Genomic DNA, 15,518 nt, shown 5'->3' with positions numbered 1-15,518 from the left:
AACGACCTCCTTTAAGTATACATATTATATTTCTATATCCAGTTCTACCGGACAATGGTCTGAGCCGAAGATTTCGCTGTGAATCTTGGCTTCTTTTATTCTATCTTTTAATTTAGCAGATACTATAAAATAGTCAATACGCCAACCGACATTTTTTGCTCTGGCGCCTCCCATATAGGACCACCATGAGTAAGCATCCGTCTTGTCAGGGTATAAAACTCTGAAACTGTCTACAAAACCTGAGGACAAAATAATATCCATCTTTGCCCTCTCCTCGTCTGTAAACCCGGCATTTTTTCTGTTTGTCTTCGGATTTTTAAGATCTATTTCCGTATGTGCCACATTCAAATCACCACAGAATATTACAGGCTTATTCTTTTCAAGTTCCAAAATGTACTTAAGGAAAGCGTCCTCCCAAGTCATTCTGTACTCAAGCCTTGTAAGTCCTCTTTGAGAGTTCGGAGTATAACAGGTAACCATATAAAAGTCTTCATACTCCGCCGTAATCACTCTGCCCTCATTGTCATGTTCCTCTATTCCGATACCGTAAGTCACATTGAGAGGCTTATCCTTGGTAAATATTGCCACACCTGAGTAACCTTTTTTTTGCGCATAGTTCCAGTAGTCATAGTATCCCGGAAGATCAAGCTCTATCTGACCTTCCGAGAGCTTTGACTCCTGTATACAGAATATATCCGCATCAATATCTCTGAAAAAATCCAAAAATCCCTTTGTCACAGCCGCTCTGAGACCGTTGACATTCCATGAAATCATCTTTTTCATATCAGTCGTCACTCTCTTCATCTGCAGAAACTGTGTATGTGAATCTCTTTCTTGCCATCTCGTCGGAGTCAAGGTACTCATCATATGTGGTAATCTTATCTATAAGACTTCCGTTTATAATCTCCATGATTCTGTTGGCTGTAGTCTGTACTACCTGATGGTCCCTTGATGAGAATATCAGCACACCCTTGAACTTCTCAAGTCCTGTGTTGAGTGCCGTAATAGACTCCATATCAAGGTGGTCGGTAGGCTCGTCAAGGATAAGCACATTTGCTCCGCTTATCATAAGTTTTGAGAGCATACAGCGCACCTTCTCACCACCTGAAAGCACATTTACCTTCTTTACACCGTCTTCACCTGCAAAGAGCATTCTGCCGAGGAAGCCTCTTACATATGTAGCATCCTTGATTTCAGAATATTTTGTAAGCCAGTCAACTATTGTCTCATCACCTGAGAAATCCTTTGTATTATCCTTAGGGAAATAGCTCTGTGTAGTGGTAAGCCCCCATTTATAGCTTCCGCTGTCAGGCTCCATCTCTCCTGCAAGTATCTTAAACAGCACCGTCTTTGCCTTCTCATTAGGTCCTACAAGTGCCACCTTGTCCTCTCTGTTTAACACAAAGCTTATATTGTCAAGGATTTTCTCACCGTCAATAGTCTTTGAAAGATTCTCAACGGTAAGCACCTCATTTCCTATCTCTCTGTTCGGTCTGAAGTCTATATAAGGATACTTTCTTGATGAAGGCTTGATATCGTCAAGCTCAATCTTTTCCAAAGCTCTCTTTCTTGAAGTAGCCTGCTTTGACTTTGAAGCATTTGCGGAGAATCTTTGAATAAATTCCTGCAACTCCTTAATCTTTTCTTCTTTCTTTCTGTTGGCTTCCTTCATCTGGCGAACCATAAGCTGGCTTGACTCGTACCAGAAATCATAGTTTCCGGCATAGAGCTGTATCTTACCGTAGTCGATATCCGCAATCATTGTACAGACTTTATTGAGGAAATATCTGTCATGAGATACGACTATGATAGTGTTCTCAAAGTTGATAAGGAACTCTTCAAGCCATGCAATAGCGTCCAAGTCAAGGTGGTTTGTAGGCTCGTCAAGCAAAAGTATGTCCGGATTACCGAAGAGTGCCTTTGCAAGAAGTACCTTTACCTTAAGGTTTGAAGGCATATCGCTCATCAATGTATAGTGATGCTCGGTATCCACGCCAAGTCCGTTTAAAAGTGCGGCAGCATCAGACTCCGCCTCCCAGCCGTTCATATTGGCAAACTCACCCTCAAGGTCAGCCGCCTTTATACCGTCTTCTTCGGTAAAATCAGGTTTTGCATATATTGCATCCTTTTCCTTCATTATCTCATACAGTCTTGCATTTCCCATGATTACAGTATCTAAAACCGTATATGCATCATATTTGAAATGATCCTGCTCTAAGAATGAAAGTCTCTCTCCCGGTGTTATAACCACATCACCGTTGGTAGGCTCTATCTGTCCTGAAAGTATCTTTAAGAATGTAGACTTTCCGGCACCGTTGGCACCTATAAGTCCGTAACAGTTGCCCGGTGTAAACTTTATATTAACATCTTCAAAAAGGGCTTTCTTTCCTAATCTAAGGGTTATTCCATTTGCACTTATCATTATTATTCTCCTAAGAGTTTATCAACCGCCGCCATCTTTGTACAAAGGCAAAGAAGCTTTGCGGCTATCTCCAAATCACCTACAGGTGGGAATGACGGAGCGATACGAATATTCTTGTCATGAGGATCGTTCCCGCCCGGGAATGTAGCTCCCGCTCCTGTAAGTACAACTCCTGCTTTCTTACATTTTGACACTACTTCCTTTGCACATCCGTCCATAGTATCAAATGATATGAAGTATCCGCCCTTCGGCTTTGTCCAACTTGCTATTCCAAGTCCGCCAAGCTCGCTCTCAAGTGTATCAAGCACCATCTCAAACTTAGGTCTGAGTGAGTTTGCATGCTTTTTCATATGCTCAACCATACCGTGGATATCCTTAAAATATCTTACATGTCTAAGCTGATTTACCTTGTCATGTCCGATTGTCTGCATCTTCAACTGCTTCTTTATATCCTCAAGGTTGTTATGTGATGTGGCAAGTGCCGCAATACCCGAGCCCGGGAATGTAACCTTTGATGTTGAAGCGAACTTATATACAAGGTCCGGATTTCCGGCTCTCTTACACTCGGCTAAAATCTCTATAAGATGATCCTGGTCAAGGTCATAGAGATGGTGAATTGTATAAGCATTATCCCAGTAAATTCTGAAATCCTTAGCTGCAGGTTTTAATCTTGCAAATCTTCTTACAACTTCGTCCGAGTATGAGTTTCCTGTAGGATTTGAATACTTAGGCACGCACCAGATTCCCTTTATTGAATCGTCGTTTTGTACAAGTTCTTCTATCATGTCCATATCAGGACCGCTCTCAAGCATCGGTATACATACATTCTCAAAACCGAAGTACTCGGTTATTGCAAAATGTCTGTCATATCCCGGTACAATACAAAGGAATTTTACTTTGTCAAGCTTACACCAAGGTGTTGAACCCATTACTCCATGTGTATATGATCTTGAAATACAGTCATACATTACATTAAGACTTGAGTTTCCGTAGATGATAAGGTTGTCTGCCGGAACTTCCATCATATCTCCCATAAGTTCCTTCGCCTCAAGGATACCGTCAAGTACACCGTAGTTTCTGCAGTCCGAGCCGTTCTCACTCATAAGGTCCGCATCCGATGAAAGCACATCCATAAGTCCCATTGAGATATCAAGCTGCTCCTGTGAAGGCTTTCCTCTGCTCATGTCAAGTTTCAAGTCTTTAGCCTGCATAGCCTTATATTCAGCCTTCAGGCTTTTCTTTAATTCCATCAATTCTTCTTTTGTCAAATCTGCGTATGGCATCTTTATAATCTCCTAACTACTTATTTTTGCTTATTTCCTCAAGCTTTTCCTTCAACTCTTCAAGCTTTTCCTGACTCTTTAAGATCTTTGATCTTTGGTCAAATACAAGCTCGTCTTCTCTCAAAAGGTCATTGGCGGCTACATACTCACCGATAACCATTTTGTATGACTTTATAATATCTTCTTCTATCTTTATGTCTCTTTTCAGCTTTGTTATATCGGCCAATTCTTTACCCTTGTTCAAAGCCGACTGTGCTATCTTCTGTCCTTCTTCTTTTGCAATACTTCCATATATGCTTAATTTCTTGAAAAAATCTTCCATATAGCCTCCTTTATTCAAATATACATAGTATAAATACTTAAATGAGTTTTAGCAAGTAAAAGCTGATATATCGGGCTTTTTTTTGACCGTATCCGATGGAAAATCATCTCAGCGCCATAAATGCAGCCATATTACCTCTCTTCTCGCCCATCACTCTGTGTGAATACAAAAGTTCTTTATTGCAGGCGGTGCATATATTGGAAGTAAATATATTCTCCTCAGGTATTCCGGCATCTTTTAATACTTTTTCATTGGCTTTCCAAAGTGACAGCCTGAAGTGGTCCTCACCGTCTTCTCTGAATATATTATCCATATCCGCTTTATCAAAGTTTTTTGAAAACTCCTCATACACATCCGTGCTTACCTGATAGCAGTCCGCACATATGCCCGGACCTATGCAGGCAATTATATCCTCCGCCATACTGCCAAAATGCCTGTTCATCTCTTCTACCATAACCGCACCCATTCTTTTACAGGTGCCTCTCCAGCCTGAATGTGCCAGCCCGATTACATTATTTACCCTGTCATAAAAATAAAGGGGAATACAGTCTGCAAAAAAAGCTCCTAATGTAATGCCCCTTTCATTTGTTATAAGTCCGTCAATATTTCTGTAGTCTCTCTCAAACAGCACTCCCTTGCCCTTATCGGCCGCACTCACCACTCTTACATTGGTGGAATGTTCCTGATAAGATAAAGTAAAGCTTTCAAGCTTCACACCCAGAGCTTTTGCCATTCTTTTGTAGTTTTCAAGTACGCCTTCCCTATTGTCCGGCTCTCTGCTGAAACTTAGGTTCATGGTCGCATACACACCTGTACTTACTCCGCCTATCTTTGTGGAAAAGCCCTGCACTATATTATCATATTTTTCCAATGCGTCAAATGACAGATACTCCACACCGTTTTTTGCTCTTTTGAGTGTCAAAATATTCTTATCATTCTTTTTTACTATCTTCAATAAAACGCTCCTTTTACCCAGTCTATATTTGACCCCATTATACCTATGCAGTCAAATCTTATGTTCATATTAAAGTAATGATTTTCATTTAAGAAAAACCTTGCCATATTTTTTATCTTTTGCCGTTTTTTAAAATCTACAGCCTCAAGCGGATAACCGAAGCTCTGATTCTTTCTGTATTTTACTTCTATAAAAAGCAGTGTATTATCTTCCCTTGCTATGATGTCTATTTCACCGAATCTGTTTTGATAATTTCTCTCCAAAATTTTTACTCCGCGGCTTTTTAAAAACTCCACAGCCATATCCTCTCCGAGGCTTCCTATCTTACGCTTATTCACAGACAAAGTTTCCTATAAAAGATCTTCTGTGTATATCACAGGCACCGTACGCTTTCAGAGCTTCTATATGCTTGGCTGTACCGTATCCCTTATTGGAAGCAAATCCATACTCAGGGTAGATTTTGTCATATTCAAGCATCAGTCTGTCTCTTGTCACCTTTGCAAGTATGCTTGCAGCCGCGATATTGACACTCTTTGCATCTCCCTTTACTATGCCCACCTGCTTTATATTTATATCAGGTATATGCACCGCGTCCACAAGCAAAATATCAGGTGTCTTACTAAGCTTTGATATCGCCTCTCTCATAGCTTCATATGTGGCCTGCAATATGTTTATCTCATCTATAAGTGCGTTTGAGGCAATACCTATTCCGTAAGCAATCGCCTCCTGTTTTATCTGATCAAACAGCACATCTCTTCTTTTTTCGGTTACCTTCTTTGAGTCGTTCAAAAACGGCAAGAATATATCCTTCGGCAATATAACCGCAGCCGCAACCACAGGTCCTGCAAGCGGTCCTCTGCCTGCCTCGTCTATACCTGCAACCGCTCCCAAATCACTGTATTTATTTTCAAATTCTCTCATGCCCTCAAGTCTTTGTCTCTCAAGAGCAAGCTTTTCTTCACTTATTTTTCTCATATACACCTACGGCATCTGTAATGTGATTCTGCCAAGCTTACCCGACCTGAACTCGTTTACTAAAACGGAAGCCGCCTTGTCATAGTCAAGTTCTCCTCCCTTTTTGGTACATCCTCTTACGGTAGCTATCTTTATAAGGACGGCATTCTCATCTTTGCCTTCTTTAATATCAAATCTTTCTTCCAAAACTTCAGGCCTGTTTTTTAAAAGCCATTTGATAAGTTCAAGTCCAAGTTCTCTGATATCTATAATCATATCGTTTATAGAGCCGATAAATGCAATTATCTCTCCGACTCTCTCATCTTCAAACTTCGGCCACAGTATACCCGGAGTGTCCAAAAGTTCCACCTGACCTTTAAGCTTTATCCACTGATTGCCCTTGGTCACACCCGGCTTATTGCCTGTCTTTGCCATAGCTCTTCCTGAAACGGTATTGATAAGAGTCGACTTTCCGACATTCGGAATACCTGCAACCATCGCCCTTACCGGTCTGTTCTTTATACCTCTTTTGGCATCTCGCTCTCTCTTATCCTTAGACACATTCTCTATCGCTTTTATAAGTGAGTTTACACCGTTTTTTTGCCTGGAGTCCATGAACATACACTCATAGCCCTTCTCCTTATAATAACTTGCCCATCTTATATTGGCATTTTCATCCGCCAAATCCGCCTTATTCAGTATGATAATTCTTGACTTGCCTGTGCCAAGCCCCGTTATCTCGGGGTTTCTTGTAGCTTCGGGAGCTCTGGCATCTGTCATCTCTATAATAATATCCACAAGTTTTATGGCATCTGACATGGCACGCTTTGCCTTGGTCATATGCCCCGGATACCACTGTATTTTCATAAAAAATCCTTTCGTATATTTATCTGATAAAACCTATTCTTTTTATAGGCAACAATCTTAACCATGCATTACCTATTATCATATCCTTTGTTATATTGCCTATAGTGGAAGTTCTGGAATCTTCACTTCCCACTCTGTTATCGCCAAGTACAAAATACTCCTTTGACATAAGCTGTATCTCTTCTGAGGCCAAACCTCCTGTACTCGCTTCACTAAACTTCTCAAGCGCCTTTCCGTTTATATAGACATAGCCGTCCTTTATATTTACCGTCTCACCCGGAAGACCTATAACTCTTCTGATACATACTCTGCCGTCTCTGTTTTTAAATGCTATTACATCAAATCTTTTCGGTTTAAAGAATGTGTATGCCGCCTTGTTTATAAGCGCCGCTTCACCCTGCTCTATCTGCGGCGACATTGACTGCCCCACCATATATGTTCTGTCTCCGAATATGAACACTACAAACCAGGCAAGTGAAAGTATCACCGCCAGTTGCATAAGAGTATCAAGTACAATTAAAAATTTCGATTCCTGTTTCTTTATTTTCATCTCTTGCCCTATTTTTTTATTCTGTTTTTTGTTAAACTACTGTATAGTACTGTATTAAAGTTCTCTTTAGGAACTTCGTTTTATTATAGCATATAGGAGAAAACTATGGAATATCGTATCGAGCATGACTCTATGGGAAATATAGAGGTGGAAGCGGACAAATATTTCGGCGCGCAGACAGCCAGAAGTCTGTCAAACTTTAAAATAGGCACCGAGAAGATATCGCTTGAAGTTATAAGAGCATTTGCATATCTGAAAGCGGCCTGTGCCGCAACAAATAATGAGCTTGGTAAGCTTTCAAAAGAAAAGGCGGATATAATAAACGCCGTTTGTAAAGAAATACTTGATGGAAAACTTGATGAGCATTTTCCGCTTTCGGTATGGCAGACCGGCAGCGGCACTCAGAGCAATATGAATGTCAACGAAGTCATTACAAACAGAGGCAATGAACTCGCAGGTAAGAGATTACTTCACCCCAACGACGATGTGAATATGTCACAAAGCTCAAATGATACATTTCCTGCCGCAATGCATATAGCGGCATTGATTGAAATCAGCGATAAATTACTGCCGTCACTTAATGAACTTATACTTGCTTTTAAAAAGCTTGAAGAGGAGAATGCAGGCATCGTAAAATCAGGCAGGACACATTTGCAGGATGCCACTCCGATAGCTTTCTCACAGGAAATCAGCGGCTGGAGAGCTTCACTTGAAAATGACTGTAATCAGATAAATGCCTCTCTTGAGTTTATAAAAAAGCTTGCACTCGGAGCCACAGCCGTGGGTACCGGACTTAACTGTCCTAAGGGCTTTGACATATCTGTAGCAAAAAATATTTCAAAGCTTACAGGTAAGGAATTTATCACGGATAGTAACAAGTTTCACGCTCTTACCTCAAAGTCGGAGCTTTCATTTGTACACGGCGGCTTATCTTCACTGGCAACGGACCTTATGAAAATAGCCAATGATATCAGATGGCTCTCAAGCGGTCCAAGATGCGGACTCGGTGAAATATTTATACCTGAAAACGAACCCGGAAGTTCTATAATGCCCGGCAAAGTAAATCCTACACAGTGTGAATCCATTACTATGGTATGTGTACAGGTCATGGCAAATAATGTCGCAGTAAATATGGCTTCAAGTCAGGGTAATTTTGAGCTGAATGTTTTCATGCCTGTACTTATTCACAACTTCCTACAGTCCGTAAGACTTCTGTCTGACGGTATGGAATCTTTCAGAGTACACTGTGTATGCGGAATAAAGGCAAACAGACAAAAAATGCATGAAAATCTTCACAATTCACTGATGCTTGTAACCGCCATCAGCCCGTATATCGGCTATGAGTCGGCAGCAAAGGTTGCAAAGCTTGCACATAAAGAAAATATATCACTGAAAGAAGCTACTTTAAAACTTGACTTAATGACTGAAGAAGAGTTTGATAAGGTTTTTAAACCTGAAGAAATGGTATAGAAAGGATTTAGAAAGGATTTATATGGCAAAAACAAAAAGTCCTGACATGACAAAGGGCAATATAACCGCACAGCTTTTATTATTCTTCTTTCCGATACTGCTGGGAACATTCTTTCAGCAGCTCTACAACACCGCCGATGCGGTCATAGTGGGACAGAATGTAGGAAAGCTGGGGCTTGCGGCGGTAGGAGGTACTACAAGTACACTGATAAACCTCTTTATCGGAATATTCGTCGGTCTCTCGTCAGGATTCAGTGTAATTATTTCGCAGCACTTCGGTGCCAAGAACCACAGACTTGTAAGTGAATGTGTACACACGGCAATTATGTTCTCGCTTATAGTAGGTATAGTGGTAAGTATATTGGGTACCATATTTTCAAAGACTATGCTCTCATATATGAATGTGCCTGAAAATATAATGCCTATGGCAATCCCGTATCTTCAAATCTACTTCCTCGGACTTGCACCGAACCTTATCTACAACATGGGTGCAGGACTTTTAAGAGCTGTAGGTGATTCAAAGACTCCGCTGATTTTTCTTATTATCAGCTGCTTTATCAATATAATACTTGATATACTTTTGATAAAATATCTGAGTATGGGCGTGGTCGGAGCGGCCATTGCCACAGTCACCTCGCAGGTAGTCAGTGCAATACTTGTTATAGTAGTGCTTTCACGCAGAAAGGACGCGCTGAGACTTTTTATAAGAAAGCTTCATATCAACTTCTCAGAGTTAAGAAAGATGGTCAGCATAGGCACTGCCGCAGGAATGCAATCCGCAATGTATACTATTGCAAATATACTTATACAGGCCTCTATCAACACTCTGGGAACCGATACCATTGCCGCATTCACAGCCTACGGCAAAATAGATACACTGTTTTGGATGACAATACAGTCACTCGGCATCTCAGTAACCACATTTACAGGACAAAACTTCGGCTACGGCAATAAAGAAAGAGTTAAAAAAGGTATCATACACGGAATGATTCTTTCTGTTGTGATTACCGGAATAGTTATGCTCTTACTGAAGCTTTTCGGCAGAAGTATCTATACACTGTTTACAGCTGATAAAAGCGTACTTGATATAGGTACAGATATGCTCAACTTTATGGTGGTCGCCTTCCCGACCTATATCACCATCGAGATATTCTCAGGCTCGCTTCGCGGTATCGGAGACAGCTGGATACCTATGATAATGACTGCAAGCGGCGTATGTGTACTCAGAATAGCATGGATAATAATAATGGTACCTAAGTACCCGAATATATTCACCATACTTTGGGCTTATCCGCTCTCATGGGTAACCACAAGTATATTGTTTATCATATATATGTTTTTATTCAGCAAGATGAGGCGTTGGTTAAAAAATAATATATACTAAAAAAAGGGCTGGTGCGACTCATTTTCAAGTTACACCAACTCTTTATTACCGTCTTTTTATCGGGGTTTTCTTATCTCTATGCCCCTTGACTCTATATTCTTTCTTATATTAAGCATCTGTACATCCGTGCCTGCTATTACATCTGCACATTCTTTCAGCTGTCTTTCCACATCCTCCGAGTCAATAAACTCTTTCTTATACTTCAACTGATGGTCAAGGCTTGCCCAAAAATCCATAGCAATTGTCCTTATCTGTACTTCCACTCTCATAGGCTGCTTTTTATCCGAGAAAAATACAGGTATTTCAATTATAAGATGATAGGAACGGTATCCGTTCTCTTTAGGTTTCTTTATATAGTCCTTGACTGCAATAAGCTTTACATCATCCTGCCTTGTAAGCATATCGGCAACTTCATAAATATCGTCAAGAAATGAACATATGACTCTGATACCTGCCACATCGTCCAGATTTTTTACTATGGATTCAAGTGTCAGAGGCAGTCCTCGCCTTTTCAACTTTTCCACTATGCTCTTAGGCTTTTTTACTCTGGATTTTATCACCTCAATAGGATTTCTCCTGTTCTTTACTGAAAGCTCATCATTTAAAACTTCAAGCTTTGTTTTCACCTCTCTGATAGCACAGGTGTACATCATCATTGCTTCCTGAAATTTCTGTGCCATTTCATGTATTTCATCCGGTATCTGTACCAAATCAGGAACCTGTACAATGGACTGTTCCAACTCGTTATTCGGATTGTTTGATATATACATAAGATCTCCCGCCTGTATGTGGGCAAAATAAACCTGTCCACATCAAAATTTTATTTTAAAATAGAATCAGCCGCTTCATCAAGCCAAGGTGCCTTCACATATTCTACAAGACCGGCATCAACCTGCTTTGCAACCTCAGGGTCAATCGGGATCTTTGCCAGAACTTTAAGTCCCTCTTTTTTTGCAATTTCATCAATGTGGCTCTTACCGAATATCTCATGTCTGTGTCCGCAGTCAGGGCACTCAAAATAGCTCATATTCTCAACCAGACCGAGTATAGGTACATTCATCTTCTTAGCCATATTTACAGCCTTGGTAACAATCATTGAAACCAACTCCTGCGGACTTGTAACTATTATTATGCCGTCTACAGGTATTGACTGGAATACTGTAAGCGGAACATCTCCCGTACCCGGAGGCATATCCACAAACATGTAGTCGATATTATTCCATACGGTATCCTTCCAAAACTGCTTTACAACACCTGCTATTACAGGACCTCTCCATATAACAGGGTCCGTCTCATTCTCCAAAATAAGGTTTGTACTTACCACATTGATTCCTGTATTTGTAACTGCAGGAACCATAAGCTGATCGTATGTCACGCCAAGCTTTCCGCTAAGTCCGAATGCCTTAGGTATTGAAGGTCCTGTAATATCCGCATCAATAATACCCACTCTGAATCCCTTTGTCATAGCCTTTACAGCCATAAGAGAGGTTACAAGGCTCTTACCTACTCCTCCCTTTCCTGAGACAATTCCTATAACTTTGTTTACACTGCTTTGAGGGTCGAGCTCTTCCCTGAATTCATTATTTGCCATATTAAAACCACATAGACCTAAGTCTATGATTTCCTTTCTTACCAAAATCTTGTACCGAAATTCGGTACCATATTATTATACTAAAAGACTCAACATTTTTCCATGTATTTAATCTGCCTGTATTATATTTTCTCAACCACCTTTACATTTTCACTGCCGAGTCTCTGCGCTAAAATCTCACAAGCTTTGTCTGCAGGCACGCACCATTCACCTCCAAGGTCCTTTTTTGCTCTCTCTTTTTTCAAATATATGATGACGCTGTCATTGCCGTTTAATGTACCTATATCCGAAAGCAGGTTGCCAAGGTCCTCTTCATAGCTTACTTTGTCAGGATACTGTATCCAAAGTTCTTTCTTTATTCTTCCGAACTCTCTCACAGTATCTACAATAAGCTTTCCTTCTTCCTCTCCCGAGGTGTCCACTCTTCCTTTGACAAAGACCTTTCCGCCTTCAATCAGCTCGCTGCCGTAGCCCTCAAAAGCCTTCGGAAATACTACAAGTTCTATTCTTCCGTACATATCTTCCAGAGTACATATGGCCATCATATCGCCTTTTTTGGTAAACCTTTTATTCACCTCGGTAAGCAGACCTCCGACTACCACCTTCCTGCCCGACTCAAGTAAAATATTGCCATCCTCATCCGGATAAAAATCTATACTTCTGGCATCGGCATACTTTTCAAGCATCGTGATATACTCTTCCAAAGGATGACCGCTTACATACATTCCCAGCACTTCCATCTCATACTTCAAAAGTTCTTCTTTTTTGTACTCTTCTATATGTATCATCTCGGACACAAAACTGTCCTTATCGTCATCAGCCACCACATCAAAAAACGACATCTGTCCCGGAATTGTCGCCTTGCTCTCCTTGGACTTTTTATCACTCAAAAGCTCCGCATTCAAAATCTTTTCATGTCTGTTTCCGTCCAGACAGTCAAGCGCACCGGCCTTTATAAAACTTTCAATACTTCTCTTATTCAAATCCTTCTGCGGCAATCTGTTGATGAAATTTTCAAGTGTCAGATATTTTCCGTTAAATATCCTCTCTCTGACCAACGCATCCGCCACAGCCTTACCTACTCCCTTTATAGTGGCAAGTCCGAATCTGATACCGTCTTTATCCACACTGAAAGCCCCCTCACCAAGGTTTACATCAGGCGGCAAAATCTTAATACCCATGTCTGCAAGACTGCCCATATACTCAGACAGTTTGGCAGGATTGTCACTGACTGAAGTAAGTGATGCCGCCATAAATTCTTTCGGATAATAGTACTTAAGATAGGCTGTCTGATATGAAATCACCGCATAGCAGGCGGCATGTGACTTGTTGAAGGCATAGCTTGCAAAGTCAATCATTTCGTCAAAGATTCGATTTGCTATTTTTTCATCTATGCCGTTTTTTATACAGCCTGAAATGTTCTTTTCTTCATTTCCGTAGATGAAATTTTTTCTTTCCATCTCCATGACATGAGCTTTTTTCTTACTCATCGCACGACGAACCTCATCACTTCCGCCCATAGTATACCCTGCAAGGTCTCTGACTATCTGCATTACCTGCTCCTGATATACAATACAGCCGTAAGTAGGCTCAAGTATTGAAATCAGCTGTGGGGTATCATAGCTTACCTTGCCCTTTGAATTCTTTCCTTCGATGTACTTCGGTATAAAGTCCATAGGACCCGGACGGTAAAGTGAGATACCTGCAATAATATCTTCCAAATTTTCAGGCTTTAACCTCTTCATAAAGCTTTGCATTCCGCCGCTTTCAAGCTGGAACACCGCGTCGGTCTTTCCGGTAGAGATGAACTCATACACCTTCTTATCCGCATAATCTATCTTTTTCAGGTCAATATCCACACCGTGATTTTTCTTTATCATCTCCAAGGCATTTTGAAGTACCGTAAGTGTACGAAGTCCCAAAAAGTCCATCTTCAAAAGCCCCAGCTCTTCCAAGGTGGTCATGGTAAACTGTGTTGTCACCGCATCATCAATTCCAAGTGCAAGCGGTACATACTCCTCAACAGCTTTTTTTGAAATTACAACACCTGCCGCATGCATACTGGCATGTCTTGGCAAACCCTCAAGCTTTAAGCTATAATCAATAAGCTCATGTACCACCTCGTCACCGTCATAGAGTTCTTTAAGTTCTTTATTTCTTTCAAGTGCCAAACTAAGTGTGATATCCTTATCTCTCGGTATCATCTTTGCAATTCTGTCACATCTGGCATACGGAATCTCCATAGCCCTGCCCACATCTCTGATAACACCTCTTGCCTGCAATGTACCGAATGTTATTATCTGACACACCCTCTCACTGCCGTATTTGTTTACCACATATTCAATGACCTCGCCTCTTCTCTCATCGGCAAAGTCCACATCTATATCGGGCATGGATACTCTCTCGGGATTCAAAAACCTCTCAAAGATAAGATTGTACTTGATAGGGTCAATATCCGTAATACCCAGACAATACGATACCACACTTCCTGCCGCCGAGCCTCTTCCCGGTCCTACAGATATTCCCACACTTCTTGCATAATTTATATAGTCCCAAACTATCAAAAAGTAATCTATATAGCCCATTGTCTCTATGACTCCAAGCTCATAGTACATTCTCTTTTCTATCTCTTCGCGGTTTTCATAATCTTTTGGGTAGTTTCTTTCAAAACCTCTCTTACATAGACTCTCAAGGTACTCCTTGGCAGACATATCCTCAGGCACCTGATACTCAGGCAACTTGGTCTCACCGAACTTTATATCCACATTGCACATATCTGCAATCTTACCTGTATTTTCAATAGCTTCAGGCGCATAAGGAAACAATGCTTTCATCTCATCTTCAGACTTTAAAAAGAATTGTCCGCCCTCATATCTCATCCTGTCAGGGTCGGATACCGTCTTACCGGTCTGTATGCATAAGAGTATATCATGTGCCGTGGCGTCTTCTGCATTGATATAGTGGATATCATTGGTTGCCACAAGCGGTATGTCAAGTTCCTTGCCTATCCTTACAAGTGACTGATTTACAAATTTTTGCTCAGGTATACCGTGATTTTGCAGTTCAAGATAGAAATTACCTTCGCCAAAAAGATCTTTATACTTTTTTGCCACCTTTTTGGCATCATCTTCTCTGCCTCTTGATATAAGCTTCGGTATCTCTCCCGCCAAACAGGCTGAAAGAGCTATTATCCCCTCATGGTATTCTTTCAGCAGCTCAAAATCTATTCTCGGCTTGTAATAAAACCCTTCAGTAAAGCCTTTTGACACTATCTTTATAAGATTCTCATATCCTTTATTATTTTTTGCCAATAAAATAAGATGATAGTACCTATCACCCTGCTTTGCCTGTTTTTCAAATCTTGATGAAGGGCTTACATACACCTCACATCCAAGTATCGGCTTTATACCGTTTGCCTTAGCTTCTTTATAAAAATCAATGACTCCGTACATCACACCGTGGTCCGTGATAGCCAGTGAAGTCATGTTCAGTTCCTTTGCACGGCTTATTATCTCTTTTATCTTACAGGACCCGTCAAGCAGTGAATACCCTGTATGTACATGTAAATGTGTAAAAGACATAGTCCTCCTTTTTTCATTAAGTATTTATCATATATTATATCATATTTTAGGAAATTGGAGAGTATCTGTGAAAATCAATGGGGCTGTCGGGAAATAAGCATTTCTACTCCCCGCAGAACTAAATAAAAATATCCTGACA

General features: G+C 40.7%; 14 protein-coding genes. 2 read left to right on the top strand and 12 right to left on the bottom strand.

The genetic code is table 11. The features are described from left to right. Window positions 1–24: 24 nt before the first annotated feature. From ACO6FI_RS06255 to lepB, 9 genes are all read right to left on the bottom strand, one after another. The gene (locus ACO6FI_RS06255; RefSeq protein ID WP_485456597.1) at window positions 25–783 is read right to left on the bottom strand and encodes an exodeoxyribonuclease III; all 759 of its coding nucleotides are present in this window, start codon (window positions 781–783) and stop codon (window positions 25–27) included. A gap of 1 nt (window position 784) precedes the next feature. Further along, entirely contained in the window at window positions 785–2,422 is a 1,638-nt protein-coding gene (locus ACO6FI_RS06250; protein WP_485456596.1) for an ABC-F family ATP-binding cassette domain-containing protein, read from the bottom strand. A gap of 2 nt (window positions 2,423–2,424) precedes the next feature. Then, window positions 2,425–3,705, bottom strand: coding sequence for an aspartate aminotransferase type Ic (locus tag ACO6FI_RS06245; protein WP_485456595.1), 1,281 nt, complete (start codon window positions 3,703–3,705; stop codon window positions 2,425–2,427). Between the two features lie 16 nt (window positions 3,706–3,721). Beyond that, window positions 3,722–4,027 (bottom strand): hypothetical protein, encoded by a 306-nt coding sequence (locus ACO6FI_RS06240; RefSeq protein WP_009755598.1) that lies wholly within the window; start codon window positions 4,025–4,027, stop codon window positions 3,722–3,724. 103 nt (window positions 4,028–4,130) lie between these two features. Next, window positions 4,131–4,982, bottom strand: coding sequence for a peptidoglycan editing factor PgeF (gene pgeF, locus ACO6FI_RS06235; RefSeq protein WP_485456594.1), 852 nt, complete (start codon window positions 4,980–4,982; stop codon window positions 4,131–4,133). Beyond that, entirely contained in the window at window positions 4,979–5,320 is a 342-nt protein-coding gene (locus tag ACO6FI_RS06230) for a YraN family protein (protein ID WP_314445381.1), read from the bottom strand. The genes pgeF and ACO6FI_RS06230 overlap by 4 nt, the downstream gene beginning before the upstream one ends. After that, window positions 5,313–5,957, bottom strand: coding sequence for a ribonuclease HII (locus tag ACO6FI_RS06225; RefSeq protein WP_485456593.1), 645 nt, complete (start codon window positions 5,955–5,957; stop codon window positions 5,313–5,315). Before ACO6FI_RS06225 ends, ACO6FI_RS06230 begins: the two co-directional genes overlap by 8 nt. 6 nt (window positions 5,958–5,963) lie before the next feature. Continuing rightward, window positions 5,964–6,803, bottom strand: coding sequence for a ribosome biogenesis GTPase YlqF (gene ylqF / locus ACO6FI_RS06220; protein WP_485456592.1), 840 nt, complete (start codon window positions 6,801–6,803; stop codon window positions 5,964–5,966). Window positions 6,804–6,822: 19 nt separating this feature from the next. Further along, a complete protein-coding gene (gene lepB / locus ACO6FI_RS06215) occupies window positions 6,823–7,353 on the bottom strand; it encodes a signal peptidase I (RefSeq protein WP_485456591.1) in 531 nt (176 codons plus the stop codon). A gap of 105 nt (window positions 7,354–7,458) precedes the next feature. Between lepB and fumC the strand changes: the two genes are divergently transcribed. Then, window positions 7,459–8,823: a class II fumarate hydratase gene (fumC, locus tag ACO6FI_RS06210; protein WP_485456590.1), complete on the top strand. Its 1,365-nt coding sequence runs from the start codon at window positions 7,459–7,461 to the stop codon at window positions 8,821–8,823. 22 nt (window positions 8,824–8,845) lie between these two features. Further along, a complete protein-coding gene (locus ACO6FI_RS06205) occupies window positions 8,846–10,207 on the top strand; it encodes an MATE family efflux transporter (protein WP_485456589.1) in 1,362 nt (453 codons plus the stop codon). A 56-nt stretch (window positions 10,208–10,263) separates the two neighbouring features. On the opposite strand, the gene ACO6FI_RS06200 is transcribed toward ACO6FI_RS06205, so the two are convergent. The 3 genes from ACO6FI_RS06200 to ACO6FI_RS06190 form a co-directional block, all read right to left on the bottom strand. Next, entirely contained in the window at window positions 10,264–10,977 is a 714-nt protein-coding gene (locus ACO6FI_RS06200; protein WP_060932027.1) for a GTP pyrophosphokinase, read from the bottom strand. 50 nt (window positions 10,978–11,027) lie between these two features. After that, complete coding sequence (locus ACO6FI_RS06195; RefSeq protein WP_485456588.1) at window positions 11,028–11,798, bottom strand: P-loop NTPase; 771 nt, start codon at window positions 11,796–11,798, stop codon at window positions 11,028–11,030. A 122-nt stretch (window positions 11,799–11,920) separates the two neighbouring features. After that, on the bottom strand, window positions 11,921–15,379 hold the full coding sequence (locus ACO6FI_RS06190; protein ID WP_485456587.1) for a DNA polymerase III subunit alpha: 3,459 nt from the start codon (window positions 15,377–15,379) through the stop codon (window positions 11,921–11,923). Window positions 15,380–15,518 lie beyond the last annotated feature (139 nt).

The sequence above is a fragment of the Lachnoanaerobaculum sp. genome, assembly GCF_057250505.1.
Note: the sequence above shows the minus strand (reverse complement) of the source record. Positions and strands in the feature narration are given on the sequence as shown.